The sequence below is a fragment of the Stieleria sp. JC731 genome, from assembly GCF_020966635.1.
In the GTDB taxonomy this organism is placed as follows: domain Bacteria; phylum Planctomycetota; class Planctomycetia; order Pirellulales; family Pirellulaceae; genus Stieleria.
This window is the reverse complement of sequence record NZ_JAJKFQ010000002.1, coordinates 431,361-457,477: the sequence shown is the minus strand read 5'-3', so window position 1 is coordinate 457,477 and position 26,117 is coordinate 431,361. Positions and strand designations below refer to the sequence as shown.

Genomic DNA, 26,117 nt, shown 5'->3' with positions numbered 1-26,117 from the left:
TTCGGACATTCCATACCGATTCATTGGTCCGCCTCCGATGCAAGTCGAAACACCTTGTCCCACATTTCCCGCCCTCGATCTTCGTCGTCGTACCGCTCGGGCCACGACACGATCTTGGCGTCCGATTCCAGTTCAAACCCGTCCAGCACGATCTTGCTGGCCTCTCGCATGATCGATTGCGTTTCGATCACCGTATCGTCGATCACCTGCGTATCCGCCTCGATCAAGATGGCATCGTGTACGGGGCAGCAAACCGTGATTCCTGCCTCGGTGGCCATCGAACACGCCAGACGCATCATTTCCGCGCCGTTGGCTTGCATGGGGAAATTCGCCAACGATCGCGGGTTGTCGCCCCCGATGGTATGAATCGTCCAACCGAATACCGTTTGCAATCGTCCGATCAACATGGCGGCGTCGACTTGTGATTGCGACCATCGCCAGAACACGGGAAAGGTTTCTCGGTGCTGACGGAGCAAGTTCCTAGCGAACGCAACCGGCTTGTTTAGCTTTGCGGCCAAACCGAATTCGCTCATCCCGTACTGCACAGCCAACATGCATACCTTGAATGCCGATCGCTCTGCCGGGTGCGTCTTTTTGGTTGCCGATGGAGGCACCGCGCCAGCCATCCTGGCGAATTCTAAGTAGGGATCCCCCGACGCATAGGCTTGCGCTAATGCAGGATCACCAGACAATGCGGCCGCAATGCCGAGTTCCTGTTGCGACCAATCCACGTACGCTATGGAACGCTCTGGTGGTGGCTTGATCAAAGACCGCAACCAAACCGACGGTCCAAAGATAAATCGATTGTTTGACGGTTGATTGCGTCCTGATCGACTGGCAAACGGACGGAGCATCGTTCGGTTCCGTCCATCAGATCCAATCTCTAATCGTTCCAACTTCATTTCAGATAACGCGTGACGCAGCTCCCGCAACGGGGAGATTTGCGGATAGCTTTTCGCTTGCTGGCGGAACGTCTCGTCATCGAGTGCCAATCGGCCCGAATCAGTTTCCGGCCACGGGATTCGGTGTCGGATCAAGTAATCTCCAAATCGATCTTGCTTGAACGTCAGGCCATCAAAGACGCCGAAGGATTCATCCACGGACTCGATCAACTTCGTTTTGATCGGCTCCCATTGCCGCCGAAACATTTGGAGTGTTTCAACATCGATCGGCACACCGGCATGTTCCATTGCTGATACCGCAACCATGTAGCGGCCACGATGAATGGCGCGTGGAAAATCAATCTTTGGGAGCATGATCGGCAACAGTTTGTCCAAGGCATCGACGTCCGTTTGGCAATAGTTCAGCAGTGCCAAGTTCTCGTCGTGCGAATAAGGGCCGCCACGGATCGCCAGATCACGCATAGCGGTCTTTTCGGTGGCGTCCATCGAATCCAATCCGTGGAACGCCAAACAGCCCAGCAGCCCGAATCCGGACGGTGGTTTAGATCCATTGAGCAGATTTCGAAACTCGCACCACAGGTCCAGAGCCCTTGCGGGCAGTGGCCATCCAAGCGACCGAAAGCAATTCCATTCCGCCGATGAAAAGTAGGCGACGAACAATTGGTCCGGCCCAACATCAAACGGTGGTTGATCCATCTTGTTGATTTCATCGAATCCGATTCGGACGAGTCGCTTGGAATGAAATTCACGCCCCACCAGACAAGCGACACTCGGTCGCTCACCTGGCGGTTGCGAGAATTCAAAGTCGATCGACCAAACCGAATCAAATCGGTTTAGCCAATCCACGGTCACACTTCTCCGAACAGTTCTTGCAAAAACGAATGATTCATCGAGTCAATGAAACGGGTCTTGAACGCCAGTTTCAAAACGTCTTTGAAGGTCAGCTCCGGCCATTGCGGTTCCGGTAGGTTCCCGGTTGCCTCGAACACGGCATAGCTTCCGGCAGACATATCGGCTTGCACGCGAACCCAAGCGTTGATCGCGAGTTCTTGTGCCTCCAACATCGACGTGTGCCAGTCCATCGGACGTCCGTTCGGGTCTGGCAGTTTCGCAGGCCAAAGGAACGGTGTCCCGTGTCGGTTAACAGAGAGGCACAGACGCACAGGCTGGATGAAGTCCGGCAGCTCCGGCCACAGCGATGGTGCGACCAAGTACGCTTCGCGGTTGGTCTTGTCCTCGATGTAGGCGGTATCGATCCGATTGGATGAATCTGGATGGACTCGTACAAACTCCATCTTGTCCGGCCTGCCGACTTTCACCGTCAACAATTTCCGTTTCACACCGATCGCTCCCGCAGCGGTATCCGGATTGATCCGCAGCGATGCCGGGTCGAATGGATCCGGTGTTACGGTTGGACTCGTGGTCGCCTCGTTGGATTGCTGCAAATTAACGTCAGTCTCGTCGATCAACAACGTTTCCGATTGCGACGATTCGTTTTTCGGAGTCTTGTTGACATTCTTCCTGGCCCGTCCTGTTGGGCTGTTAGAATCACTCATTGGATATTTGTCCTGTTGGGGCCGAACGGTGGTAGCGCACCGTCGGCCCTGTTTTGTTTGGATTCAGTCTCGCGTACAACTTGTTCGCACAGACGTCAGATTCGCTTGTGGCAGCATGCCACGGATCGAGTGGTTTTGATCCAGAGAGGGCGTCCGATCGTGGTGGTGGTCGCCCACGGCACCGAGACGGAACACGCATGGCATCAAGTGCCCTGCGATTGTTCCGCTAGATTCCGGATCACTTGGTGCGGATCAAACAGCACCTTGCGACCAACTCGGATCACTGGCAATTCACCATCACGCAACATCGTGTCCAGCTTGGGGACCGAGACGTTGATCACCTGCGCCAACTCGTGACGAGTCAGTAAGCGACGACGATTTGCAAGTCGATCGGCAACCCGATCAGCCACCGCATCGGCAAAGGATTCCAGTTCCACAGGTGTCATCCATCGCCCTCCAATCCAGAAGGACCGTAGTCGGAAGCGTATTCCGTCAGCACCCACAATCTTTTGATCCCGGAGTTATGCTTCGCGGATTCACTCCGACGAAATCCAACTTCCACGATCTCACCGTCTCGCAGCATGCGTTGCGGAATTTGGCCGAAGATACGGCGGTCGAATCCTGGCTCCGTCGAAACCAGCTTGGTTGCATCTTCCAACGCCACCGGTTTGCCCTCGTGGAGCAATCGTCGAAAGATTGCTTCCACCTGCTGCTCCGGATTTTGGTTTAGCATCGCATTCATTGCGTTACCTCCCCGGCCAAGTTAGTTACTTCCGGGCAACCGTTCGCAATCCAAGATTGAATCGACGAACGTGACCATCTCACCAACGTTCCCAGTTTGAGCGGCGCTGGCATGCGTTGAGATTCGGCCAAACGTTGGACGTGACGCGGAGAGCATTTCAATTCTGCCGCTACGTCCTCGATTGACAAAAGAGACTGCCCGTTGCCGTCAGATAGGTCTCTGCCGACTGTTAGAGAATCCATCGGAATACCTCTGATTCCTAGACATCTACTGTCTGTGTCAGACACCCACTGTGCCTGTCAGACGCAGGAATCCTCTAACGTTTTCATCAATTTGCCAGCATCGCGACCGTCGCTATTCTTCATTTCGCGACGGGCTCATACGAAAATTACCGGTCGGATATGCAGAAAAAAAGTTGGTCAGGGCTTCGATTCGCGACGTCTCGATTAGTTGATCCCAATGGTCGACATTCCATCGAGAGACAATTGGAGTCCTTTGCGTATTCACAAATCCAACTCGATTGTCGTTTGTTCCGAAGATCCAACCTTTCTGTCTACCCGTCCAAACTTTACTCATTTTCTTCCGGACAGCTTCCCCGCCTGGTTTCCAGTCTTTGTCATCTGTCGCTTCCAGGATAGCTCGAAATTTCTGTTCACAAGATTGAATGTCATCCGGACACTGGGTGTCTTCTGTTCTTGCTTCTTCAATTTCATGTGGGGACTCATCGAAATTTGGAAGTAGTGGATGATCGAACTTCGCTGAGTTTTTTCCCGCGAGTCGCAAGTCCGATTCGCCTTTGCTTTGAGACAACATGCTAGATACCACCCTGATGAATGCGAACTGGCTTGGCATCCAGAGTCCTGAACACTCCAACTTCCAGACCAGTTCGTTCCATTCTTCGTAAACATCAGCAAGTCTCTGGGCAGCAATTTCACACATCGTCTCTAACACAGACAGCTCCGTGTCGTGCAATCCAACTGCTGTCCGGGGAACAACTCGCAGTCCTTGCTCACCAAGAACTTTCAGGGAGTGGTACGCCCTCCACGAAACTGCGATTCGCTGTTTCTGTTTAGTCCATCCTTCGCATGAATTGTCCGTGTACAGCGTAATTGGAGTATTAGACAAATCGAATTGATTGCCCGATCGATCAATCGTCCAGTCGTTAGGATCAAAAAACGGCAAGTCGTTTTGCCAGCCATGAATGCCCCGTTGCCTGAGCGAATCAAACTTGCTCGCGATTGCTCCGCACAACTTCACAGTGCCCAACTCTATGCTGCCGATATTGACTTGGTTTCGAAGTTCTCTAACGAGCAAGCGAACGGACTCGACTGCGCTAATTGATCGTTGGATATTTCGAAAACCTTGGAATCTGATCGGGATGACGCCACGCCTTTCCGACTGAACAAGAATCAAATATTTGAAGGCCTCCGATGGAGTTTGTCTGACGGCTGGTCTCACCTTGTCGCCGCGAGATTCCGGTTCGGAATTCTTGACAAGCCGTCTGATGCGGCCGATTGCGGGGTAATCGCTCAGCCAATGATTGAAAAAATTGGGTGGGCTGTTAGTTGAATCAAGGAGGTTTTGTAAGAAGCTGGCATCTTCCCCTAGCCAAGCCGTGGCCTTTCTCACCAAACGTGCTCGCCAGTGAATAGCTCTTCCGATCTTGTAGCGTTTTTCTTTGAGCGTCGCTATTTGCTGTTGGACATCGACAGTTGGATCCTTCGACTCACGCAATGTAATTGCGACGGAGATTCTCACGTAGCGATTCAACTGATACGCAAACTTGTTAACGTTTTCTAGGTGCTTCAATTTGTCGAGAAGCGGCTTACTGCGAATTTCAGTTGGAACATCAGGCATTGATTCACCGTTCGTTAGGCGGGCCAATCCACGGCCGACAGAACGGTGCCCATCAGTCCGTGGATTGTATGGCCGGAGCTACCGGCCTACCCGTGAAAGTCATCGCAGGTCAAGCGACGACGAAGAAAGGCGGGCGACCAAACCCGCGTCACGCATCTTACACCCTGTCGGGTGGTGCGGGAATTGCTTCGGCAAATTCATTTTGCTGCATGCCGCAATCGATAGGGCCAACGGTAGGTCGCTCAGCGCATTCGCTCAGAAAAAAGACACTCCCTCCCCTACACGTGCAAAACCTTATATTTCGCCAAAAAATGCGCACGTCTGGGGAAGCGGCTTGGCGATCGCGTCTGGTGTAGTTTTTCGATCCCGCCCCCGGTGTTGGGACAACAGTACTAAATCGCGTATCTGATCCCTCTGGCATCGCTAAGAAGCGATTGGCGGAAAGGACCCGGCGCACAGCTCCCCCTCACCCCCACGGGTCCGTACCGGACTGACTCTCTGTTGGTGTCGGTGCGACTAATGACCGCCGCATGGTCCATCGACTTCCGGAAGGACCCAAGACGTTTCTACCGGTGGTCAGAACCAAGTATTTGTCGCGCCAGATCGGCTGAAATCGGGTGGATGGCAACCACGGATGCAACCACCGAAACACCATCCATCGTTTTGACTCGGCAATTCACGACGCTTTCGTCATAACATTCGGGGCCAGTATCGCCCACTTGTCTTTTTTGCATTTCTTGCAAGTCTTGCTCCTGAAGATACGCTTTTCAGGATCAAACGATGCCGCGCCAGGCCAAGCCCTAATATCGCAAGACGCAAAAGCGATGGGGCTGCACCATTGTTGGTCATCGCGTCACGCTTGGAGGAAATAAGCAGCACGCGTTCGGGAAGTGCCACGCGCGGATGCTCAATCGGCAGGCCGTCGGAGCCGAACTTTGCACCGTCTACGAGCTAGCCCAGTGCTTTCTCGACTGGGAAAAAGACAATCGCTAGCCGGTCGCTTACGACATGCACTGAGTTGCTACTGTGCGAGCTGTACCTCAAGCTTGCCCTTGCGGAGCGAAACGGTTGCTCCATAGGCGTAATTCGCGGCTTCGTCGAAGTTGACGAGCAACGTCAGTCCAAAATAGTCTCCTCGCCAATCGGTCTCCGGATCGTAGTCGTTCGTGACAATCGCTGGCCGGATGCTGGGGCTTCCGTCGTCGAGTTCGACAAGTTTCAGCCGCAAAGCTGAATCGTGGGAATTCTGTTGGCGTCGGATTTGGTTCAAAACGGCATCGGCAGCTTGCGGCGTTATGGTCAGCATCGGCCTGGTTCCCAGCGACTTCTTCATTAGGTTGCGACGGTACCTAATCAGCGATTCTACCGTCTCGCTCCACTCGCACTCGCTCATCGGAACATAGTCACCGCAGCCGATGCAAAATGTGCAGGATGAGTAGAGAAGCGGATTCGCGAGATAGCTACGGATAATCTGTTCTGGCATGCGAGTTTCGACGCCACAGACGCGATGGATATAAAGACTTGGCACGCCTCCCAAGCTGCCTTGAAACCGATCACTTTCAGCGACGGAAATGTGGTCCGTCATTTGACCATCAGGTAGCAATTGTGTGTGCGATTTGGTATGGCGAGAATACAGCCAACGCAGCACTTTCTTGTGACAGAAGCGACACTCAACGAACACGGGCATGTTGCTGATCCGGATGTTTGCGACTGAGTTTGTTGTCGTAGCATACCGCCTTATTGACTTCGCAACACAGTCAACCATCTATGTCTTCCGAACCTCGGATTCCGAGTCGGCGAAGATATGCTAATTGTCCTCCCATTCGCCCAACTCTGCCTCGATCTGTTCGATGCTGGGGATGGATGCGCGGAATTGCTCGGGGAGGTTTTCGGTGATTTGGTACTCACTCACTCCGATGGGTTTGGTGAGGTCCCGTAGTGAGTATTCGACTTTGATGTCGCTTTTCGATTTGCAGATTAGGATGCCGATCGTCGGCCCGTCGAGTTCGGTGCGGACTTGGCTGTCGACTGCCGAAACGTAGAAGTTCAACTTGCCAGCGTACTCGGGCTTGAACTTGTCGACCTTCAACTCGACGACGACATAACAATGCAGCCGCAGGTGGTAGAACAACAGATCGATGCTGTATTCATCCCCATCGACATCGATCTTGTATTGACGCCCGACAAAGGCGAATCCAGCGCCCAGTTCAAGCAGGAATTTGGTCAGATGCTCGATCAGTCCGTCTTCTAACTCCCGTTCGTTGTGCCGCTCGGTCAGGGCGAGGAAGTCAAAGTTGTACGGATCGCGGAGCAGTTGCTTGGCAAGATCACTTTCGGGCTTCGGCAGCGTCGCCTCGAAATTGTGGATCGCCTGCCCTTCCCGCAGGTGCAGGCCGGACTCGATCTGATGGGTCAGGACTGCCCGCGACCAGTTGTTCTCGATCGTTTTTTGGACGTAGAACAGGGCGTCAGCGGGGACATCAAGCTTCTGCACCAGAACGATGTTGTGGCCCCACGGAATTTGCGACACAAGTTGTGCCGCATTGGCCGACAAATTGGAAACAGCTTGTTTCCAATTTGAATCCGTTTTGGAAACAGCTTGTTTCCCAATTTCCGCGGGCTGCGTCCAGAAGGCATGCCACTGACGGATCGATCTCAGATTCCGATACGAGAACCCTTTGATTTCGGGAAATTCCTTCAGCAAATCTTTGCTCATTTGTTCCAGGAAACTGTCACCCCATTTTGCGGTTTTCTGCTTCTCTGAAATCTGCTCGCCTAGAAACCAATACAACTCCATCAATTCGCGATTGACGGACATTGCCGCCTTGATCTGCGATGCCTGCACTCGATCCTTGATCGAGACAATCCACTGCCGGTACTCGTCTGTCTTTGCCAGTTCGCTCATCGTTTCATCTCCATCGGCATGGTCGCCTATGAACTCGTCGCGATCCAGTTGGCAAGATGATCGCAAAGTATGCATCACCGCGTGGAAACATCCTGCCACGTTTGCGTTGCTTCGAGAATCGCTCCGTCAACTCTGAACCATCAATCAACAACCGGATAGTAGCCCATGCAGTTCGGATAACAGCGTTGGTCTATTCGCGGAGTCGTGATCGAGTTTGGATCGAGATGGTTACCACTGCTCTGTTTCGCGGATGAGTAGATACCAAACGCTGGTAGCTATTGCGGCGGATGCGATGATGGCGGAGACGGTGATTCGAATCGCTGACTTTCGCGACTTGATGAAATAGTCGATCGTGGCGATCAGGCTTGGCAGTAGCCACAGCAGGGCATATAGCCATAGCGGATGGTCTTCGTAGGTTTGGAACCGACCTGCGGCGACGAGGCTGGATGAAGCGGCGAGAATGAGGCCGATCGATGACTTCGCTGCTGGGTTGTTGACCAGCAAGCTTCCTGCCGTGATCGCAGTGGTCGCTGATGCCATCGCGATGCCCCATTCGGTCAAGCTGGCATAGGTGCTGGCCGCCAGCGCGATCGGCCCGCCGAGAGATGCCAACGCGACCAATAAGACCCATCGCTCTGTCCCCCGCCGTGACATCGCATCGAGCGCTAACGTATTGAGTATCATGCAAGTCACGAGCCCAACACCGATGGGGCCGTGCGAAGAATAGGTGTCTTGCCAGGCATCACCACGCGGCAGGCAAACAACCGCTGTGACGGCTGCAGCGATCGTCAACAACGCGAATGCGAGTGACGTTGGTATCGACCGAGAATGATCGGGATGGGGGTGTTGCCGGTCGGTGCCGATCGGCATCCAGGAGATTGCCGGCCAAAGCAACAACGCCCGCAAGCAGTGGTGCCAGTATTCACTCGGCCAAGTCTGCCAATCTTGGCGTGCCGACAGCGAAACTGCGATCGCACTCCACCACCCGATCCCCAGCACCATTGATGCGATGGTTCGCTTGACTGATGAAGCATTCGGTCGTTGCAATCGCCATGAAATGATGAAGGCCAACGAGGCAATCAATGCCGGAACGCCGACACACCAAATCAGCACGGATTGATCAAAGGTCAAGCTGCGGTACCCAAGCGAATGGTGGTTTTTAAACCCTGTGAATCACCACCGTGTGATGGCGATTCATACATCGAACGACAAGTTGATTCTTAGGTTTGATCTCTCGCAAAGTCGCCTTCCACTCTGCAATAACCGTAAGAAAGATCGCTACCGAGAAAACACGCTACCATCACCGAGTGATGGGCGACAATGAAATCAACTGGCTACTAGGAGCGACTATTTTTTCAGTACAAGCTTTGCTTGGATCTTCACGTCGTCATCAATCTTGCCTTTACCATAGGTCATGCCCCATTTGGTTCGATCGATTTTAAAATCAGCGATCATGTTCAAGCCTTGATCGGTCATCGTGACAACGACAGGGACGTCCACCTCGACGGTTTTGCCCAGCATCGTCCACTTGCCGGTGATCTTTGCCTTGGAAGTATCGCTGTCGGGCGTGACTTCAATTTTGGTTGACTCGAACTTTACCGTCGGAAACTTGCGGACGTCGAAGAAGTCGGGGCTCTTCAAATGGTTGGTTAGTTTCTCGTCATCGGACCAAATGCTTCGCGTATCGATTTCGATCGAGAGCGAGCTTTTGGCAGGGTTTTCGTGGTCGGCAACGGCGGTGCCTTTAAACTTTTTGAATCCGCCTTCGTGTTTACCATCGGTCTTCGCGCCGACAAAGCTGATGGTCGACTTTTCGCTATCGACCGTTAGTTCGTCTGCCGCCGAGGCTGTCGCCGAGGCGATAAACAGGAACGCGAGTGCGGTGAATGCAGATGTAGTGAACAGATTTGAATGGAAGCGTTTCATGTTTTCTCGGGCACAAAATTGTGATTCGAAGGTCTTTGTCCGGTCAGCGATGGTCACAGGACGGTCGTCACCATCAGGCCGTCAGTATATCAGGCTGCCAAGTCCACTTTAGGATCCGAGAAGGGGGTGACCGCACGGTTGATCCGTTTATCTAGAGTATCAATCGATAAACGTTGATAGCGATCGCAAGACGGTTGGTTTCCTGTTCCCTGTAGAGCTGGCGTGCAAGTAGGAGCAGAGCCTGCAAGTGCTGTTGGGAGCGTTTGATGAGCAGGATGTTTCATTGCAAGCCGACCTGATCCGTGATCCTGTCTGTTAGGTGGTGGAGTTCGGTATCTGATGGGAACCGTGGCTAACGCCAGCGGCTGATGTGTACATGCTCGCAACCGTCGCTAGCGCGAACCGGCTCAGTATTTTGGGTGAGCGTGTCTGCTGAGCCGTGACGGCGATAGCCGCGGTTGAGTGTATTCAGGGAGGTTGTTAACCGTGTGCTAGCGCACTACGGCTGATGTATGCAAGCTGGTAACCGTCGCTAGCGCGAACCGGCTCAGAATGTGTCTCGTGAGCCGCGATGGCGCTATCCGCGGTTGAGTGTATTCAAGGAGGTTGTTAACCGTGTGCTAGCGCACTGCGGCTGATGTATGCATGCTTGTAACCGTCGCTAGCGCGAACCGGCTCAGTATTTTGGGTGAGCGTGTCTGCTGAGCCGTGACGGCGCTAGCCGCGGTTGAGTGTATTCAAGGATGCCGTTAACCGTGTGCTAACGCACTGCGGCTGATGTATGCAGGCTCATAACCGTCGCTAGCGCGAACCGGATCAGTGTTTTGGGTGAGCGTGTCTGTTGAGCCGCGACGGCGCTAGCCGCGGTTGAGTGTATTCAAGGAGGTCGTTAACCGCGGGCTGGCGCCCTGCGGCTGATGTACGTATCCGGCTCAGTGTTTTGGCGAGCTACTGTTCATTGCGATGTTTTTTGAATTCGATTCTTGGTGGCTCTTTTCCTCGTACCACCGTCAGTCTGCGGGCTTCGCCTAAAGCCTTGCAGCTAAAGATCTGAGCCAGTCGGCGAGTTGTGGATAACGCTGCTGCAAAGTCAACTTCGTCTGGCGGCAGCAGCTCGTAGCTTTTGCCTCTGGATGTCACTAGCAGGGCTGCGTACTTGAACCTTGGCGGTCTTCGGCTGTTGCGGCCCACGGAGTACGCGTGACCTTGGGCAATGACACAGTCGACGTCCTTTGCGTCAGCAATTTTCTTGGAACGACGAAAACCTAAAAATGAACGGTCGAAATAGAGGACTCGTTCATCGAACTCGAATCGATAACGTTCATCGAGCCGCGTATAGAGAAAGAAACCCAGCGCCGATAAACCGACTAGCCCGCCGCAAATGGCAAAGTAGAGCAAAGCCATTTCGGCGAACGCTCCGATCAATACTCCAACGGCAGCGATCGCGCTGAAGCAACCGGTCAACAGGAAGATCGCGGCGAAGTTTGTATACGGCTTTAGGATCAAGCGTTCGTTATCAATTTCGATTTTCATCTATTCGAGTTTGGATCAGTTCACTCGCGATCGCTTGGACTGTTCATGTCTGTGGAGTGGGGCTGCACTGCAACGATTTAGTCACAAACGATTTGGGAAGGACGCTGCGTGGGATGCGAAAGTGAGTTTGGCTGCGGCGTGAAAGTCACTGGGGTTAGTCGTTATCAACGGCGGCCAAAAACTGGTCGATCAGTCCTTGTGGTGCTTTGACAGTATGCTCGGGACCAGGGAAGCGTCCGTTTTTGACATCGTCGATATATTCGCGAAAGCCTTCGACGCGTTCGGCTTGGATCGCCTGCTCCATCTTGTAGAGGTTTCGGTATTGTTTGGTGTGCCGAGGAAATGGAGGGGCGTGATTGCCGAGGATGTCTTCGGCAAACATGAATTGAATGTCACCGCCACTGCCCGCACCGATCGAGGATGTGACTAAGCGGGTGCGTCGCGAAATTTGCGCAAGCAGTTCGGCCGGGACGACTTCGACTTCAACCGCCCAGGCCCCAGCTTCTTCAAAGGACTTGATTTGCTGGTAGATCCAAAGGGCTTCGTCGATGGTTTTGCCAACCGCTCTGAGGCCGCCAGTCCAGGTGCTTAAACGGGGGACGAGACCGGCATGAGCTTCAACCGGAATACCGGCGTCGGAAACGGCACGAATGAATTCAGGTCCCCATTGGCACATGATCCCATCAGCGCCGGCCTCCATTGCATCGTAGCCGGCACGGACCGCTTCGGCAGCGGTCGCGATCTTTGTCAGTCCGATACAAAACGTCATGAAAGTATGTGGCGCGGCTTGTCGAAGCTCCAGAGCACTTGTCGGATTGGTCGGATCAAACTTGACCTTCAGTGTATCGATCCCTGCCTCTTCGGCGGCCACCGCTTCGCGGACCGTAAATGGCATGGTCTCGGTAAGGACGGTTTTGCCTTTCAAGTCTTGAAGGTGCTTGATCGTATGGTTTCGCAGTGCGTACTGCCCGCCAAGCGTCATGGTGCGGTGCAGTCCACGCTGGTGTGCATCGCGGGGTGGTAGTGAATTTGATCGGCTAGCGTCTGAGTTCATGAGATCATACGGGTTCGGGTAATCAGCCGATGGGCGTTAGCCCCGGTTATTGCACTGAAACCGTGGCTAACGCCATACGGCTAATTCTAGAATCGAGTTGGAGCGAAGCACTAGTGTCTGAGTTCATAAGATAGGTTCTGCTTGATGTGTTGTTCACTCGCGCCCGCTATCGTATCGATCGAAGCCATTGACCGCGACCATCGCTTGATGGAGCGAAGGGTGAAAGAGGCTGTTCGTTGTAACAGTCAAGCGTATGCTTAGTGGATCAGGAACGCTTCCTTCAAACCAACATCAAGTTCGTAAAAATGAAAGTCATCGTCGATCTATGTGTCATCCCGATGGGAGTCGGGGTTTCGGTAAGCGAGTACGTTGCGGAATGCCAGAGGGTGCTTCAAGAAGCGGGTTTGGAGCACCAACTGCATGCATACGGGACAAACATCGAAGGTGATTGGGATGATGTGTTCGCCGCGATTAAGCGATGCCATGAACGCGTGCACGCGATGGGGGCACCACGGATCACCACCAGCATCAAAGTCGGGACGCGGACGGATCGCGAGCAGTCGATGGGGGAGAAGATCGAAAGTGTTGTCAACAAGAAGTGCAGCAGCTAGTCTCGCGTGCCTATCTCCAAATGATTCCCGCCGCCCACAAGCATCCCAGCGAGACAAGGACTAGTCCGACGACTTGGTAGAAACGGTGCACGGCATTGCCCTGGCCCCAGGTGGTGCGTGAACGTGCGACAAGAAGCTTGTACAAGACGAACTCGCTTTTTGTCGTTCCGCAGAAGAGCAGGAAGAACCCGATCGCTGCCATTGCAGAACCCCAAACTAGATTCATCGCATTCTCTTCGCTGTGGTTTCGCCGCTAATAGAGCTGGAAATCGCTTACGTTGATTCGGGCAACGATTTTGACTTGGGAGTGGTCAGGCGTCGCACGCAAGAGACAAGTGCTGTCTTGTCGATTGGCTTACTCAAGTAATCGTTGCACCCGCATTCCAGGCAGCGTACCATGTCATCTTTCATCGCGTCGGCAGTCAGAGCCACAATCGGGCCTTCGAATCCAAGTCGCCGCAGTTGCTCGGTTGTTCGGTAGCCGTCTAGTCTAGGCATCTGCATGTCGAGCAAGATGAGATCGACCAGGCGGTCGTTGCGAATCATCTCTTGAACAATCTCGACCGCTTCTTGTCCGTCGTCGGCTTCGCTAATTTGGGCGCCGGCTTTGCTAAGTAAGCGTGAAGCGAGGAACCGTATGTCGCGTCGGTCATCAACCACGAGCACGCTACAGTCCAAAGGCGTATCGTCACGGTTGGGTTCACGTTCAGGTTCCGATTCGATTTGGTCTGCCGACACGAATTTGCGGTTTGAGACTTCGCCCGCATCAATCGAGGCGGTAAAGCAACTGCCGACGCCGGATTCACTTTCGACGGTGATGTCGCCGCCCATCATCTTTGCCAAGCGTTGTGAGATGACCAGCCCGAGGCCCGTGCCTTCGTGTCGGCGTGAATCCGAAGCATCGACCTGGGTGAAGGGACGAAACAGTCGTCGCATTTGGCGTTCTGTCATCCCAATTCCTGTGTCGGTGACTTGGAAGTTGAGATGGTTGGTCGACGTTTGATAGTGCACCGCCAGCGTTACGGTGCCTTTGTCGGTGAACTTGATCGCATTGCCGACAAGGTTGATCAGGATTTGCTTCAATCGCTTTTGGTCGGCGATGATGGTCTCGGGAATCGCTTCGTTGCATTCGACGGCAAAGCCGATCCCGTTTTCTTCCGCTCGGACGGACATGATGCTCCGCACGTCTTCGACGAGTTGCAGCGGAGAGAACGGTTCGGGGACTAGATCGACGCGATCGGCTTCGATCTTTGACAGGTCTAAAATGTCGTTGATGATATCCAGCAAGTAGAAACCGTTGCGACGGATCGTTTCGATGTAATCGTCTGTTTCTCCGCCCGTCGTGTTTTCACGCAGTAGGTCAACGTATCCCAGGATTGCGGTCATCGGTGTGCGGATTTCGTGGCTCATGTTTGCCAGGAATTCACTTTTGGATCGGTTTGCCGATTCAGCCAGTTCGCGTGCTTCACGCAACGAAGCTTCAGTTTCGTGACGCTGAGTGACATCCCAGAGCACACCCGCATGACGAACCACTCTTCCGTCTTTAGTTCCGGGTTCATTGCTGACCGGTTCGCCCGCCGCAGAAAGCCAACGTAGGCCCAGTGTCGGGTGATGGATACGAAATTCCATGTCAAGATCGATGGCTTCGTTAAGTGATCGCTGCCAAAGGTCGATCAGCTCATCGCGGTCCTCTTCATGAACCCTTTCGAAGCACCGGTTTGGGTCAGGGGAGACGCTAGGGTCGAATCCGAAAAGCTCATAGAATCGCGGAGACCAATAGAGTTCCTGTGGGCTCCACTCCCAGATTCCCATCTCGCCGGCTTGCAGGGCCATGCGAAGTCTGCGCGAGTCGATCTCGGCAGCCTCGGCAGCTTGGCGTCGTTCCAAAAGGAGATTGCGAACCGCGACTTGTCGTTGGCGATCACGTAGTCTTGCCCGAAGCTTGCTTACGAAGACCGCGATGCGAACGGGGCTGGGGACGAGTGTGACGTTGCCCAGCGAAAGTAAGCGGTCAACGCGTTCGGAGGAAAGCTCGGTACTTCCCAACAGAACGAGCAATGGAAAGTCCGACCACTCCGGTTGTTCGCGTAGGACTTTTTCCAGTGCAATCAAAGCCGCATCGGTCAGCTGTCCTTCAGGAGCCAGCCCGACGCCGATTCCCGATGCGATCGCAGCGCACAAGCTTGGCATATCGGTGCATAATTCGTAGCTGATTTCTGCACGAGACAAGATCTGTCCGCAGAGTTCTGCATCACGCTGCGTGGGTGCGAAAACGGCGACACGTTGCGTAGACTCTTCCGATGGGTAAGCATCGCTCATTCGAAACGTTGTCCCTTCGTCGGCATAAGAGCTTCTTGGGCTCCGACGAACTCCGGCGTTCCGCTAAAGACGCCACGAAAGTTTTTCAGAGGCTCGCCGATGTGTAGTCCCTTTGCACTTAATGCGAACTCGCGGATCGTATGCTCGTGGCTAAAGGTTCGGTTCTTGACCACCGAGATAGCGCGATGGATTTGACCGGCTGCTTCGAAGTAGCGGAACAGGATCACTGCGTCCGCTAAGTAGCTTGTATCGACTGGAGTCGAAGTCGCGCGGCCAAGCATGCCATGTTGTGCCACGACAAGGAATGTCCCGACGCGTCGCCGACCGAGGTAATGCAGGATGTCATTGAGATGAACCACCAGGAACTTCTCGTGAGGCATGGCATTCAGATAGCCGTTCAAGCTATCGATGATCACGACCGATGTCCGCCTGCCATCTTTGTCGACCTCAACGGCGGAACGCACCAGAGAAGCAAATTCGTTTGGTGTCACTTCGCCGGGACGCAGGTGAAAGACTTCGATCAGGCCTTCGCTGATGAACTTTCGTAGCGGCAGCCCTAGTCCGTCCGAACGATTGAGCAACGCATGTTCGCTTTCTTCGAATTCGAATAGCACGGCGCGGTCACCACGTTTGGCCGCTTCGACCGCGAACTGAACTCCCATGGTCGATTTGCCCACACCTGCGGGGCCGAGCAACAGCGTGCTGGACCCTTCGGCGACACCGCCACCGAGCAGTTTGTCCAGTGCGGGCAGGCCGCTGCTTAAGTGTTTTCCATCCGAGAGCGGTTGCGTTTCATGGTCAAGCCACTGTGGATAGACGACGAGTCCTCCACGAGTGATCAATAGATCGTGGACTCCGCCGGCAAAGTCCGATCCACGGTATTTAATCACACGCAGATATCGCCGTTCTTTGCCATAGTCGGTCAACTGTTGTTCCAGTCGGATCACGCCGTGCGAAAGGCTTTGAAGTTGATGGTCCTCACCGGCTGCTTTGTCATCGAGCAATAGCGTTGTGCAGTTACGGCCCGAGAGAAATTGTTTCAAGGCGAGGATCTGGCGGCGGTAGCGAAACGCACCCTGCGAAAGCAATCGCATTTCGGAAAGCGAATCAAAGACGAGCCGATTCGGCTTGAACGACTCGATGTGCTCCTGAACGCTACTTAGGGTATTACCCAGTTCGATTTCGCCGGGCTCGAACATGGTGTAGTGACCTTGTCCAAGTTCACCCTGCGGGTCGACAAGTTCATGGATTTCGATTCCGTCGAGCGACCACCCGTGGGATCGAGCGATCGCGATGAGTTCCTCTCTGGTTTCAGAAAGTGTGACATAAAAGCCCTTTTCACCCTGGACGCGACCTTCCAGCAGGTACTGCAGGCCAAGCGTCGTCTTTCCTGTGCCGGGGGTGCCTTCGACCAGATACAATCGTTCTGCCTCAAGCCCGCCATGCAGAATGCCATCTAGAGTTGCAATCCCCGTGCTGATTCGCCGGGGGGCATCACCATTCATCTCGCTCACAGCATCATTCTCCTAGGTTGACAAAGGGAGCGTCGATGATTTGCTCCCTGTCGCAACAGCCGTTGTGCAGTTGTTGGCTTCGATTGGCTATTGGCGTGCCGCCCTCGCTCTTCACCGATTTTAACTGTCGATAAGAAGACCGTAAATGTAGACACATAAGACACGAAGAATCCTAGAAAAAGCCTAGCGAAGCGTATCGGGTGAGGGGGAGCGATCAATTCTGTTGAGGCGGAATCAAGTCACCGGGCGACGGAAAGAGGAATGTTCTTTTGCTATGAACCCTTATCAACCACCATCCGAAGAGGACAAGCAAGTCCGCCGCGATGACTCGGCAGCCGGTGTGGAGGGGATGCTTCGCGGCGCGGCGATCACATTTGTATTTATAGCTCTGGGAACATTCTGTTTAGCCGCCTTTGTGTTTCTCCCCTTCGCCATACCGATGGCGTTGGTCATCTTGCTGGGGATTTGGGGCTATAGCTTGCTCAACAAGGCCGTTGGCAAAAAACAGCCGAGACGATCACGCAGCCTGGAAGATTGGCTCGAGGATTGATCACCCGGAGTGATGGGCTTGGCGGCTTCGTGCAAAGGGCTGGCAGCGTCTGACATTCCGACGACGAATGGAGAAGGTTATCGGGGACCAGATGGTGTAAATTGGTTGGCTGTTCTGCACCTTCGGTATTGAAGGTGTGTTTGAAAAACACTCGAGCATCTTGGAAATGTAACCAATGAATCGACTGATCGTGTTGTTGCCTCTGCTGGGCCTAATGCTGGGCCTAGGCGGCACAGTCTCGAATGTGTGTGCCGATGAATCCAAGACCGTCTTGTTCGAAGATGAATTCGAGCACGATGGATTGGGGAAGCGGTGGGGAAGCTGGAAAAGCGAATCGATCGTTCGCGATGGAGTTCTGGTGGGGATCACGCCGATCGATGCGGATCATCCATCAGTCAACTCGATTGACTTTAAACCCCAATCGGATTTGGAAATCGCTGTCTCATTTCAGTTTCATGGATCACCAAGCTTTTCGGTGATGATTCGCGACCTTGACTACAAGGGCTCACACGCAGGGCACATTTGCCATGTGGCTGTCCGTCCGGATCAGTTGAGTCTTTACGATGGAAAGACGGGGATCTTTCGCAAAGACATTCGCGACAAACGCAAGGCAGGCGAAAAGTTGGACGCATCGACCGAAGCGATGCTAAAGGAGAAGGTGTCACGAAATAAGATCAAGCTCGATCCGAGTCTTTGGCATGATCTGCGGATCGGCATCAAGGGCGACGTGATGGAGGTTGTGATCGATGGCGAAGTTGCCGGTCGACTTCAATCCGAAGGCATCGCCCATTCGACAAAATCGAATATGAATCTGACCACAGTGGATCGTGAAGTCCACTATGACCATTTCAAATTGCTCGCCCCTTAAGATTCAAAGGGGTGGGGCAAGATGAAAAAGGCCTTATGGCAACTGGACGGTTTCACGTCCCATTCGAGTTGAAAGGTCTTTCCACAGTTGGCCATCGACGGAGTCGGAAATGAAGTTGACTGAACCGTCGGTCATTCCAATTTCGACACCGCCAACATGATAGCTTCGTGACGTGACAGCACCGTAAGTTCTAGCCGGATCGCTGAAGTCCTTGCCTTCACGCATATTGGTCCAGTCGACGTCGTATTCGACTCCCGACACCGTGCATAAGACTTTTTTGTTTGGTGTGAACACGGTGGTAAAGCCGGCTTGGTGAACCCGGCCGTCGACCCATTCGGTATGGCCAGTTTCGGTTTTGAAGCTGCCGCCGAGGCTGCAGATGTCTTCGATCGTTTGCGGTTCAGAAAGATCGCCGGAGATCGCTGCGTCGCGAAAATAGGGTGTCCAGCCTTTGACTTCGGCCATGGCGATGGTGTTGCTCAAGCCATCAAGGCAGTCGCGAAATTTTAGGTACCGATTGGGAACGAACATGCCGTCGCCAATCTTTGATCGGTCCATGGGATCGAAGACGAACCAGGTGCCTTCATTGACCGCGTAGTTCAGTTTGTAGTACGCCGGTCCGTTTGATCCCATGCGTGGATCATCAAGCGGATCGCTAGGGCACTGCAAGGTCGGAACTCGGATCGAAGAGACAGGAACCGACTCGCCATCGATGAACAAGGTTGATTGGCCGTATCCTTGATCGAACTGGATCCCGTCTGCAATCGCGACCGCTTCGACGAATGGCAGGATACGGGCTTGCATGGACCAACCCTTTCCGTCGGGAGTGATCGACCATGCGGCGGGAAGGGTCTTAAAAGCGGACTCGTAGTTATGGCTCGCCAGCAGCAGCTGTTTCATGTTGTTGCTACAGCTCATTCGGCGAGCGGCCTCGCGGGCGGCTTGAACGGCAGGGAGCAGTAGCCCGACCAAGATGCCGATGATCGCGATCACGACCAGTAGTTCGACAAGTGTGAAACCGGTTCGGTTGCGTTTTGGGAAACGTTCGGAATGGGTGTGTGACGCTTGATTCATGCTGAGTTCGGAAGCCAGTTGAAAAAGCAAGTTGCTCGGCGTTCGGTTCGCGGAGGCGGTGCATTCGCAGTAGAGCCGGAGATGGTAATGCGAGTCATTCTCAACAGCAAGTCGTTTCGAGGGGTGGAGTTTCGAATTCGTCTGCAGCATGGCTGGTTATGGCAAAGTGGCTCCTATGGATGGCGTTTGTTCGCCTTGTGTTTTGGGGCAGGCCATGAGGTTCCGCGGCGCACCGAAGACGCAGTGAAGCCGAGGTACGAGGACGCTTCTCCGACGTTTTGACGCGTCTGGAAGCACGCATTGCTCTTGGCGGTCTCCCATCCTGCGGAGCTGTGACTCGCCCCGTTGTGGCTGTAGGTGTGGGCGTGATGACTGCAAACGGTCAGGTCAATTCGGGCTATTTCGCAGCCTTCGAACTGATAAAGGCACGTCGTGTGGCACCAAAACGTAGAGATACGGGTAAGCCGACACCAACTAGTTCCTCGATGATCGATAGTGAATTCGATGTCAGAGTTTTTTCAAAGCCTGTCCGTCCAAAAGCGACTCTCAACAATCCCCGTCCTCTTCCTGATCGGATTGGTTGGGTTGGTTGCGTTGATGAGTTGGCAATCATCAAATTCCGCTGGATCGGCAGCGGGCATCAATTTGGCCGGAAGGCAAAGGATGCTCAATCAGCGATTTACCCGCGAGGTCCTGCTGGCCGCAGACGGCGAAGAGAAGTTCGCAGATTTCGAATCGACATTGAAAACGATGCTGGAATCAGCGGAACTACTGATGACCGGTGGGCCCCATGAGTTTGGCGACATTCACGCGGCAAGTGACGAAGCACTATTAGGTCTGCTGAAGGTTCAAGTCGAAGCGATCGCGCGGCAAGGCGAATTGGCAAATCAGTTCTTGGACAGCGTTTACAACGGTTTGCCAGATGCTGAGTCTTTGAAACGCCGACTGGTGGCACAGACACAAGAGAACCACGGCGCATGTCATCGTGTTGTGCTGAAGCTTGATGAACTTGCGTCAGAAGATCGAGCCAGTTCCGTTGTGATCGCGTGGATGGTTTCATTGTTCGTCATGGTCATCAGCGTCGGATGGTCGTTGGTTTGTGGACGTTCGGTGACACGGCAAGTCGGCAAAGCCGCTCATGAGATGAGGCGATTGTCCGAAGAACGATTGTCGACCGTGAGTCGAAAGTTGCTCGACCAAGCCGATAAAACATCGGTTGAGGCAAATGGTGCGAGCACGGCGGCCGAGCAAGTGAGCGGAAATGCCCGGGCACTTGCTTCAGCAGTTGAGCAGTTTGAGCAAAGCATCAAAGAGATCGCGGTCAACGGTTCCAGTGCCGCGAGTGTTGCTCGGCAAGCTGTCGATGCGACCGATGCGGCGAATTCGACCATTTCAAGACTGGGCGAAAGCAGCACCGAAATTGGGAACGTGATCAACGCAATCAATTCGATAGCGGAACAAACAAACTTGCTAGCGCTCAATGCGACCATCGAGGCCGCGCGTGCGGGAGAGGCGGGCAAAGGATTCGCTGTCGTTGCGAACGAAGTGAAGGAGTTGGCGAAGGAAACGAGCAAGTCGACGGAGGATATTGTTCGCCAAGTCGAGACAATCCAAGCGGATACCGATCGAGCGATCAAAGCGATCGCTCAAGTTAGCGCTATCATTTCTCAGATCGACGAAAACCAAAGTGCTATCGCGGGCGCTGTTGAGCAACAGTCCGCGATGACGTCAGAGATTTCGACAAACATCAATGAAGTCGCGACAGGAAGCAGTGAGATCGCATGCAGCGTCGGAGCTGTTGCAAAAGCGGCCGACGATACCAAAGTTGAATCCAATAAAACTTATTCGGCTTCCAGCGATATCCAGGCGATAGCGTTGCAGCTATTGGAACTGGTTGGCGAAACAAGCCGAGCAAGATCGGCGACGGCCGAGAGGTCGCACGTTTAGTCAAAAGTCGGACTCGTACTCAGGCTTCAGCCGGTACCCGTTTCGTCGTACTCGAGTTCCAGGTTGCGGATCGGCTTTCTTCAGCGTGGATTGGTGAGTATCGAGTAGGAGATACGAGTACTGCTCCGCTGAGTACGAGTAGGACGGGCTGCCTGGTACTTGTCAGCGTTTTCTAATCCGGGTTGAAATCCCGAATACTCCGCTTTGCTGGTCAGGAGTGGGAGGCGATTCCGCTGCGGTTCGTACTCGTACTCAGGCTTCGGCCGGTACTCGTTTCGTCGTACTCGAATTCCAGGTTGCGGATCGACTTTCTTCAGCGTGGATTGGTGGCTGTCGAGTAGGAGATACGAGTACCACTCCGCTGAGTACGAGTACGAGTAGGATTGGTTGCCCGATACTCGTCAGCGTTTTCTAATCCGGGTTGAAATCCCGAATAAGGACTCCGCTTTGCTGGTCAGGATTGGAAGTCGATTCCGCTGCGGTTCGTACTCGTACTCAGGCTTCAGCCGGTACTCGTTTCGTCGTACTCGAATTCCAGGTTGCGGATCGGCTTTCTTCGGTGCGGGTTTTGTGGGTGTCGAGTACGAGTAGGAGTACCGCTTCGTTGAGTACGAGTAGGACGGGATGCCCGGTACTCGTCAGCGTTTTCGAACCCGACTTGAAATCACAAACTGGATTTCGAATAAGGCAACCGCTTCGCTGAAAGCATTGTCTCCAACAGCACCCCCGGCAGGATTCGAACCTGCGACACCAGCTTTAGGAAAGCTGTGCTCTATCCCCTGAGCTACGGGGGCTGGCTGTTTTCTAAGCGATAGCAAGGTCACTTTGACGAGAGGGCTTCATTGGGTGTGCCCGATGCCTTGCCAACGGCGCCATCCTAGCGTTTGTGGACAAGTTTTTCTAGCGGCGAGTTCACCGTGTCTCATTTGGCTGGATTGATTTAAACTCTGTTGAATCTGTCGCCAATTGCTGCCACCGAAATCATCAATGCCCTCCGGGGCACTCCTACAACGCGTGTCCAATACGAATCGCGTTGCTGCCGCCGGTTAACTTATTTCTTCAAAGATGTCTGCCTCAGAAAACCATTTCTCCCGTCTGTGGGCCATCGGTGTTTTGGTGTTGATGGCGGTAACTTACCCGCTTTGGACACCCGCTTTCGTTTCAGGCCGGTGGTTTCCTCAGGTCGGTTTGATCGACTTGCCGGGCAGCTTAAAGCTGGTTCTTAGCATTGCCGGTTTGCTGGCGGCGGTTGGATGTTTGGCAGGCAATGCCTTGAACAGCAATTCAAACCATCGCCGAAAGCTTTGGGCGGGTGTCTCGATTGGGCTGCTGACGCTCGTGATCGCTGACCAGCATCGTTTACAGCCATGGTGTTACCAGACGATGGCCTATGGCGTTTTATTTGCCTGTTGCCAATGGCGTGAGACTCGATTCTGGATGACCTTGCTTACGGCCAGTATCTATCTCTTTAGTGCCGCAGGTAAATTGGATTTTCAGTTTACCCATACTGTTGGCCAGCAGATGGTTGCGACCGCACTTGCGTGGTTCTCTGCTGGAAACTTTGAGCACGGACTGACAAGCAAGATCGCATTGTCACTGCCAATTACCGAACTACTGATCGGTGTGTTAGTCGCGGTCCCAAGGACACGACGCTATGGCGGTTTTGCCGCGATCGCGATGCATATCAGTCTGATCGGATTGTTGGGGCCATGGTCGTTGAACCATAGCTTCGGTGTGCTGTGCTGGAATGTGCTGCTGGCGGTGCAAATCTGGGTATTGTTCGTTCGATCTGATGGTCATGTCGAAGCTGAATCCAGCGATGCAGCCAGCCTTTCGAAGGCAAGGCATCCAGTCCTGCCATGGCTAGCGCGAGTGCTATTGATCGGCATGTTGATTGCCCCATTGTCGGAGCGATTTGGCTACTGGGACCACTGGACATCTTGGTCGTTGTATTCGCCCCATACCAGTCGTGCGGTGATCCAGGTCCATCATTCCGCGATGGACCAATTGCCGCCGGAGGTTCGACCCTACCTGGACGACTTGGATGGCGATGGTTGGGGTGAATTACATCTAGACGATTGGTCGATCGAGGATCGTCTGGTCCCAATCTATCCACAGGCGCGGTATCAGCTTGCGGTAGCGGATCGCTTGGCAGATCGTTTCAAGCTCGATAAGGCCATCCGTGTTGAGTTGCGATCGGCTTCGGATCGATGGAATGGTCAGCGAAAGTCGACGTATCTGATCGGAGCGAACGAAGTGAAGCAAGCGATGAATCGCTATTGGTTTCCGCTAAATGACTAGTGCTTCGTTCCAACCCGATTTTAGGATTAGCCGTATGGCGTTAGCCACGGTTTGAGTGCAATAACCCAGGCTAACGTCCGTCGGATGATGACCCGAACCGTATTTTCATATGGAACGATGCACTAGCCTGCGACTGCTGTGACAGCCAAGTGCGAGTTGCGTGCCGTCTGCCAAAGGGCATCGCTGGCCGAGTAAGTCCATTGGCGGAGTAGATCGCGTTCGACGAGCTTGGCAACCATTTCGGAAACGGTTGCGGCACCCAAGTGTTTCATGATTGCGGCACGTCGACGTTCAACGGTGCGGTCGGAAATCTTGAGCTCGCGGGCGATATCACGGTTCATTTTGCCTTGCATGATCCGCTCAGCGACATCACGTTCCTGTGAACTCAGTTGTCGTGCGGCTCGATCGAGCGAGTGCAAACGCATCATCAATTGGCGATGCGATTCGACACTTTCGGTAACATCACGCGCGATACTGTGACGCCGGACCACTGGTCCCGCGGGACGTTCGCAAACGCCAACGGTGTTGACCGAAAGGACACGACGGCGGCCTGACTGATCGAAGACACTGCGCAGCGCGTGGATGGTCCGTCCACCGCTTAGATCGGTGTTTTGGCATTCCTCGACATCGTCGTTCAGTGGGTCGTCGGAAACGAGGAAATCAACATACGAGGCACCGACGATCGTGGTCGGATTGTAACCCAAGACCCGTTCGATCGAGGGGCTGACGTAGGTCAGTTCGGTTCGCCCTCGATTGGCGAAGAAGAAATACGGGTCGGTAAAATCTGTTGCTTGCGGTAGATCCAAAGGCGAAACGCTGTACACCTACAAATCTCCATTTGTGTATTGGGGTGATGCCGCCACAGTAGTCCGTTTGGGACAGCTTCCTATCTATTTTCATTGAGCTGACTGCGAACCCTTTTTCTCAATTGCGCAGTGGCTGACCGATCAATCAAACAGTGTTCTGCCTTTGATGTCCATAGACTAGCGGGGTTCCGCCAAATCATTCGACGGGGTTCGTGATTGGAGTAGTTCTGTCGGGTGTTGATCGTCTGGCCGAATGGGGCTGTTGGGCTGTAGGCCTGTGTGGAAGCTGCAAAAAGCAAGCTTCACCGCAGGCGTTGTTGCCGCGCGAACCACTTCTCTGCATCAGTCGGTCAGCCAAACATTCACCCGACGCGACAACTTCGCCGCCACTTTTGTTATCGCAATTGCTGAACAGGAGGAACCGCACAGGCACCGTCAGTCAGAAAGGCACCGCCAGACCGAAAACCTGTGCGGGCGACCAAGCAGTGGCAATAACGATCACTGCAGCATGTGGTGGCTGCCGCATTAAGACTAGGGAGTTTTATGCAGCAAATTGTTTCTGCATGGCATTTAAAAAGGCAGCGAGCTGATCTCCCGGCAGATCATTGACGCCTGCAGCGGCCTGTCGTCCACCTCCGGTGGGGAATTGGCGACAGAGTTCGTCGGCACCCGATTTGGTGACTAGCGGCGCACGAACGCTGATCAGATAGCCGCCCGAAGGCAGCAGGCTCAAAAGAGCGTGGGCGCGATTTGGGTTATCACGAGCAAGTTGGTTGCTGTAGACGCCACTAACTCGCCGAGAGAACGATTCATTTGGGAAGACGAACGCGGCGCATTGTTCCGTTTCCAGGACTGGCGAGATCGACTCGGCGCGTCTCATGTCACTTTCAAAACCCTCGGCAAGCTTTTCGAAGGCCGCGTCCGTTTCGATGAACTCGAATGGGTCGCTGTACGGTTTAACCTTCTTGTAAAGCTCTGCCGGTGGGAAATAGAGATCGTCCAGCGTGCTTCCGTATCCGTTGTAGTTCATCAACGTTCCGAGCCGTTCGAGCTTGCCCAATTGTGCATCCGAGTATTGCAGTGGTTCCGCTGCGGTGCGAGCCGCATCGTGCAAGTTGTCGCCATACAAAGCCGTAACAGCCCAAGGCAAAAACTCGCTGTTTAGATAGCGATTTACCAACAGCCCAGTGCAGACATCGCCCGCGGTATCGATATGAGTTTCCAGCTGATCAGAATCAGGGATCTCACCGGCAAAGTGGTGGTCGAAGTATTGAACTGAAGCACCTTCGCCAAGCACGCGGACGAGTTCATCACGGTTTTTGTCCAAAGAAATATCCAGCACCGTAACAAGGTCACCGGGTTTTGCGGAGACACGTCGCACTAAGTTGATGTCTCGTTTCACACCGGTGATCAGTTCCGACTGCAGGGGCTGAGCCAAGCGAAGTTGGTGGAGCGCACAAATGCCGTCGGCGTCACCATTGAATACGTCGAAGTGAGTCATATGATCGAACTAAAGAACCGTATTGAGCAGTAAAATGAGCGAGCTTCCCGTGGGAGTCTGCTGAATTTACTCCCCCGACGGGGAAAAGCCAGACGCATTGGAGTGAAGTCTGTCACCCGAACGAAGTCGATTTCGATTAAATGCCCAGCGT

23 protein-coding genes and 1 tRNA gene are annotated in these 26,117 nt (G+C 53.8%); 5 read left to right on the top strand and 19 right to left on the bottom strand.

Annotated features, from left to right (window positions below; translation table 11 throughout):
• Window positions 1-20 precede the first annotated feature (20 nt).
• From LOC67_RS07415 to LOC67_RS07365, 12 genes are all read right to left on the bottom strand, one after another.
• Window positions 21-1,748 carry a DNA polymerase gene (locus LOC67_RS07415; RefSeq protein ID WP_230261896.1) on the bottom strand — a complete coding sequence of 576 codons (1,728 nt, stop codon included), beginning with the start codon at window positions 1,746-1,748 and terminating at the stop codon, window positions 21-23.
• 2 nt (window positions 1,749-1,750) lie between these two features.
• On the bottom strand, window positions 1,751-2,458 hold the full coding sequence (locus LOC67_RS07410; RefSeq protein WP_230261895.1) for a hypothetical protein: 708 nt from the start codon (window positions 2,456-2,458) through the stop codon (window positions 1,751-1,753).
• Between the two features lie 203 nt (window positions 2,459-2,661).
• On the bottom strand, window positions 2,662-2,904 hold the full coding sequence (locus LOC67_RS07405) for a helix-turn-helix domain-containing protein (protein ID WP_230261894.1): 243 nt from the start codon (window positions 2,902-2,904) through the stop codon (window positions 2,662-2,664).
• Window positions 2,901-3,200, bottom strand: coding sequence for a hypothetical protein (locus LOC67_RS07400; RefSeq protein ID WP_230261893.1), 300 nt, complete (start codon window positions 3,198-3,200; stop codon window positions 2,901-2,903). Before LOC67_RS07400 ends, LOC67_RS07405 begins: the two co-directional genes overlap by 4 nt.
• Window positions 3,197-3,442, bottom strand: a complete 246-nt coding sequence (locus LOC67_RS27700) for a helix-turn-helix transcriptional regulator (protein ID WP_410001122.1) — start codon at window positions 3,440-3,442, stop codon at window positions 3,197-3,199. The genes LOC67_RS07400 and LOC67_RS27700 overlap by 4 nt, the downstream gene beginning before the upstream one ends.
• Window positions 3,443-3,554: 112 nt before the next feature.
• Window positions 3,555-4,013 carry a hypothetical protein gene (locus LOC67_RS07395; RefSeq protein WP_230261892.1) on the bottom strand — a complete coding sequence of 153 codons (459 nt, stop codon included), beginning with the start codon at window positions 4,011-4,013 and terminating at the stop codon, window positions 3,555-3,557.
• 2,065 nt (window positions 4,014-6,078) lie between these two features.
• Complete coding sequence (locus LOC67_RS07390; protein ID WP_230261891.1) at window positions 6,079-6,744, bottom strand: hypothetical protein; 666 nt, start codon at window positions 6,742-6,744, stop codon at window positions 6,079-6,081.
• A gap of 120 nt (window positions 6,745-6,864) precedes the next feature.
• Window positions 6,865-8,037, bottom strand: a complete 1,173-nt coding sequence (locus tag LOC67_RS07385) for a YhcG family protein (RefSeq protein WP_230261890.1) — start codon at window positions 8,035-8,037, stop codon at window positions 6,865-6,867.
• A gap of 153 nt (window positions 8,038-8,190) precedes the next feature.
• Window positions 8,191-9,093 carry a hypothetical protein gene (locus LOC67_RS07380; RefSeq protein ID WP_230261889.1) on the bottom strand — a complete coding sequence of 301 codons (903 nt, stop codon included), beginning with the start codon at window positions 9,091-9,093 and terminating at the stop codon, window positions 8,191-8,193.
• A 216-nt stretch (window positions 9,094-9,309) separates the two neighbouring features.
• Complete coding sequence (locus tag LOC67_RS07375; RefSeq protein WP_230261888.1) at window positions 9,310-9,888, bottom strand: YceI family protein; 579 nt, start codon at window positions 9,886-9,888, stop codon at window positions 9,310-9,312.
• 948 nt (window positions 9,889-10,836) lie between these two features.
• Window positions 10,837-11,421 carry a hypothetical protein gene (locus tag LOC67_RS07370; RefSeq protein WP_230261887.1) on the bottom strand — a complete coding sequence of 195 codons (585 nt, stop codon included), beginning with the start codon at window positions 11,419-11,421 and terminating at the stop codon, window positions 10,837-10,839.
• Between the two features lie 154 nt (window positions 11,422-11,575).
• Window positions 11,576-12,475, bottom strand: a complete 900-nt coding sequence (locus tag LOC67_RS07365; RefSeq protein ID WP_230261886.1) for a 3-methyl-2-oxobutanoate hydroxymethyltransferase — start codon at window positions 12,473-12,475, stop codon at window positions 11,576-11,578.
• Window positions 12,476-12,780: 305 nt separating this feature from the next.
• Here LOC67_RS07365 and LOC67_RS07360 point away from each other — a divergent pair, with 305 nt between their 5' ends.
• On the top strand, window positions 12,781-13,086 hold the full coding sequence (locus LOC67_RS07360; protein WP_230261885.1) for an MTH1187 family thiamine-binding protein: 306 nt from the start codon (window positions 12,781-12,783) through the stop codon (window positions 13,084-13,086).
• Window positions 13,087-13,096: 10 nt separating this feature from the next.
• On the opposite strand, the gene LOC67_RS07355 is transcribed toward LOC67_RS07360, so the two are convergent.
• From LOC67_RS07355 to LOC67_RS07345, 3 genes are read right to left on the bottom strand one after another with little or no spacing between them, the layout of a single operon-like run.
• Window positions 13,097-13,312, bottom strand: coding sequence for a hypothetical protein (locus LOC67_RS07355; protein WP_230261884.1), 216 nt, complete (start codon window positions 13,310-13,312; stop codon window positions 13,097-13,099).
• 47 nt (window positions 13,313-13,359) lie between these two features.
• Entirely contained in the window at window positions 13,360-15,405 is a 2,046-nt protein-coding gene (locus LOC67_RS07350) for an ATP-binding protein (RefSeq protein WP_230261883.1), read from the bottom strand.
• Window positions 15,402-16,910 carry an ATPase domain-containing protein gene (locus LOC67_RS07345; protein ID WP_230262610.1) on the bottom strand — a complete coding sequence of 503 codons (1,509 nt, stop codon included), beginning with the start codon at window positions 16,908-16,910 and terminating at the stop codon, window positions 15,402-15,404. The genes LOC67_RS07350 and LOC67_RS07345 overlap by 4 nt, the downstream gene beginning before the upstream one ends.
• Before the next feature lie 283 nt (window positions 16,911-17,193).
• Here LOC67_RS07345 and LOC67_RS07340 point away from each other — a divergent pair, with 283 nt between their 5' ends.
• Entirely contained in the window at window positions 17,194-17,469 is a 276-nt protein-coding gene (locus LOC67_RS07340; protein ID WP_230261882.1) for a hypothetical protein, read from the top strand.
• Between the two features lie 175 nt (window positions 17,470-17,644).
• On the top strand, window positions 17,645-18,337 hold the full coding sequence (locus LOC67_RS07335) for a hypothetical protein (RefSeq protein ID WP_230261881.1): 693 nt from the start codon (window positions 17,645-17,647) through the stop codon (window positions 18,335-18,337).
• A 33-nt stretch (window positions 18,338-18,370) separates the two neighbouring features.
• Here LOC67_RS07335 and LOC67_RS07330 read toward each other — a convergent pair whose 3' ends face one another.
• Window positions 18,371-19,411: a DUF1559 domain-containing protein gene (locus LOC67_RS07330; RefSeq protein WP_230261880.1), complete on the bottom strand. Its 1,041-nt coding sequence runs from the start codon at window positions 19,409-19,411 to the stop codon at window positions 18,371-18,373.
• Window positions 19,412-19,915: 504 nt separating this feature from the next.
• Between LOC67_RS07330 and LOC67_RS07325 the strand changes: the two genes are divergently transcribed.
• Window positions 19,916-21,358 carry a methyl-accepting chemotaxis protein gene (locus LOC67_RS07325; protein ID WP_230261879.1) on the top strand — a complete coding sequence of 481 codons (1,443 nt, stop codon included), beginning with the start codon at window positions 19,916-19,918 and terminating at the stop codon, window positions 21,356-21,358.
• 721 nt (window positions 21,359-22,079) lie between these two features.
• Here the strand turns inward: LOC67_RS07325 and LOC67_RS07320 are convergent.
• Window positions 22,080-22,152 (bottom strand) — tRNA-Arg (locus LOC67_RS07320).
• 271 nt (window positions 22,153-22,423) lie between these two features.
• On the opposite strand from LOC67_RS07320, the gene LOC67_RS07315 reads away from it, so the two are divergent.
• Window positions 22,424-23,659 (top strand): hypothetical protein, encoded by a 1,236-nt coding sequence (locus tag LOC67_RS07315; protein ID WP_230261878.1) that lies wholly within the window; start codon window positions 22,424-22,426, stop codon window positions 23,657-23,659.
• Window positions 23,660-23,781: 122 nt separating this feature from the next.
• Here LOC67_RS07315 and LOC67_RS07310 read toward each other — a convergent pair whose 3' ends face one another.
• Both LOC67_RS07310 and LOC67_RS07305 read right to left on the bottom strand, forming a co-directional pair.
• Window positions 23,782-24,483 carry a LuxR C-terminal-related transcriptional regulator gene (locus LOC67_RS07310; protein WP_230261877.1) on the bottom strand — a complete coding sequence of 234 codons (702 nt, stop codon included), beginning with the start codon at window positions 24,481-24,483 and terminating at the stop codon, window positions 23,782-23,784.
• 523 nt (window positions 24,484-25,006) lie between these two features.
• Window positions 25,007-25,966 carry an acetyltransferase gene (locus tag LOC67_RS07305; protein ID WP_230261876.1) on the bottom strand — a complete coding sequence of 320 codons (960 nt, stop codon included), beginning with the start codon at window positions 25,964-25,966 and terminating at the stop codon, window positions 25,007-25,009.
• Window positions 25,967-26,117 lie beyond the last annotated feature (151 nt).

Coding starts and splice junctions, on each gene's coding strand:
- LOC67_RS07390 (WP_230261891.1), bottom strand. CDS start 6,744: ATGCCCGTGTTCGTTGAGTGTCGCTTCTGTCACAAGAAAGTGCTGCGT.
- LOC67_RS07350 (WP_230261883.1), bottom strand. CDS start 15,405: ATGAGCGATGCTTACCCATCGGAAGAGTCTACGCAACGTGTCGCCGTT.
- LOC67_RS07340 (WP_230261882.1), top strand. CDS start 17,194: ATGAACCCTTATCAACCACCATCCGAAGAGGACAAGCAAGTCCGCCGC.
- LOC67_RS07305 (WP_230261876.1), bottom strand. CDS start 25,966: ATGACTCACTTCGACGTATTCAATGGTGACGCCGACGGCATTTGTGCG.
- LOC67_RS07360 (WP_230261885.1), top strand. CDS start 12,781: ATGAAAGTCATCGTCGATCTATGTGTCATCCCGATGGGAGTCGGGGTT.
- LOC67_RS07365 (WP_230261886.1), bottom strand. CDS start 12,475: ATGAACTCAGACGCTAGCCGATCAAATTCACTACCACCCCGCGATGCA.
- LOC67_RS07335 (WP_230261881.1), top strand. CDS start 17,645: ATGAATCGACTGATCGTGTTGTTGCCTCTGCTGGGCCTAATGCTGGGC.
- LOC67_RS07400 (WP_230261893.1), bottom strand. CDS start 3,200: ATGAATGCGATGCTAAACCAAAATCCGGAGCAGCAGGTGGAAGCAATC.
- LOC67_RS07385 (WP_230261890.1), bottom strand. CDS start 8,037: ATGCATACTTTGCGATCATCTTGCCAACTGGATCGCGACGAGTTCATA.
- LOC67_RS07410 (WP_230261895.1), bottom strand. CDS start 2,458: ATGAGTGATTCTAACAGCCCAACAGGACGGGCCAGGAAGAATGTCAAC.
- LOC67_RS07370 (WP_230261887.1), bottom strand. CDS start 11,421: ATGAAAATCGAAATTGATAACGAACGCTTGATCCTAAAGCCGTATACA.
- LOC67_RS07325 (WP_230261879.1), top strand. CDS start 19,916: ATGTCAGAGTTTTTTCAAAGCCTGTCCGTCCAAAAGCGACTCTCAACA.
- LOC67_RS07405 (WP_230261894.1), bottom strand. CDS start 2,904: ATGACACCTGTGGAACTGGAATCCTTTGCCGATGCGGTGGCTGATCGG.
- LOC67_RS07345 (WP_230262610.1), bottom strand. CDS start 16,910: ATGAATGGTGATGCCCCCCGGCGAATCAGCACGGGGATTGCAACTCTA.
- LOC67_RS07330 (WP_230261880.1), bottom strand. CDS start 19,411: ATGAATCAAGCGTCACACACCCATTCCGAACGTTTCCCAAAACGCAAC.
- LOC67_RS07315 (WP_230261878.1), top strand. CDS start 22,424: ATGTCTGCCTCAGAAAACCATTTCTCCCGTCTGTGGGCCATCGGTGTT.
- LOC67_RS07375 (WP_230261888.1), bottom strand. CDS start 9,888: ATGAAACGCTTCCATTCAAATCTGTTCACTACATCTGCATTCACCGCA.
- LOC67_RS07355 (WP_230261884.1), bottom strand. CDS start 13,312: ATGAATCTAGTTTGGGGTTCTGCAATGGCAGCGATCGGGTTCTTCCTG.
- LOC67_RS27700 (WP_410001122.1), bottom strand. CDS start 3,442: ATGGATTCTCTAACAGTCGGCAGAGACCTATCTGACGGCAACGGGCAG.
- LOC67_RS07395 (WP_230261892.1), bottom strand. CDS start 4,013: ATGTTGTCTCAAAGCAAAGGCGAATCGGACTTGCGACTCGCGGGAAAA.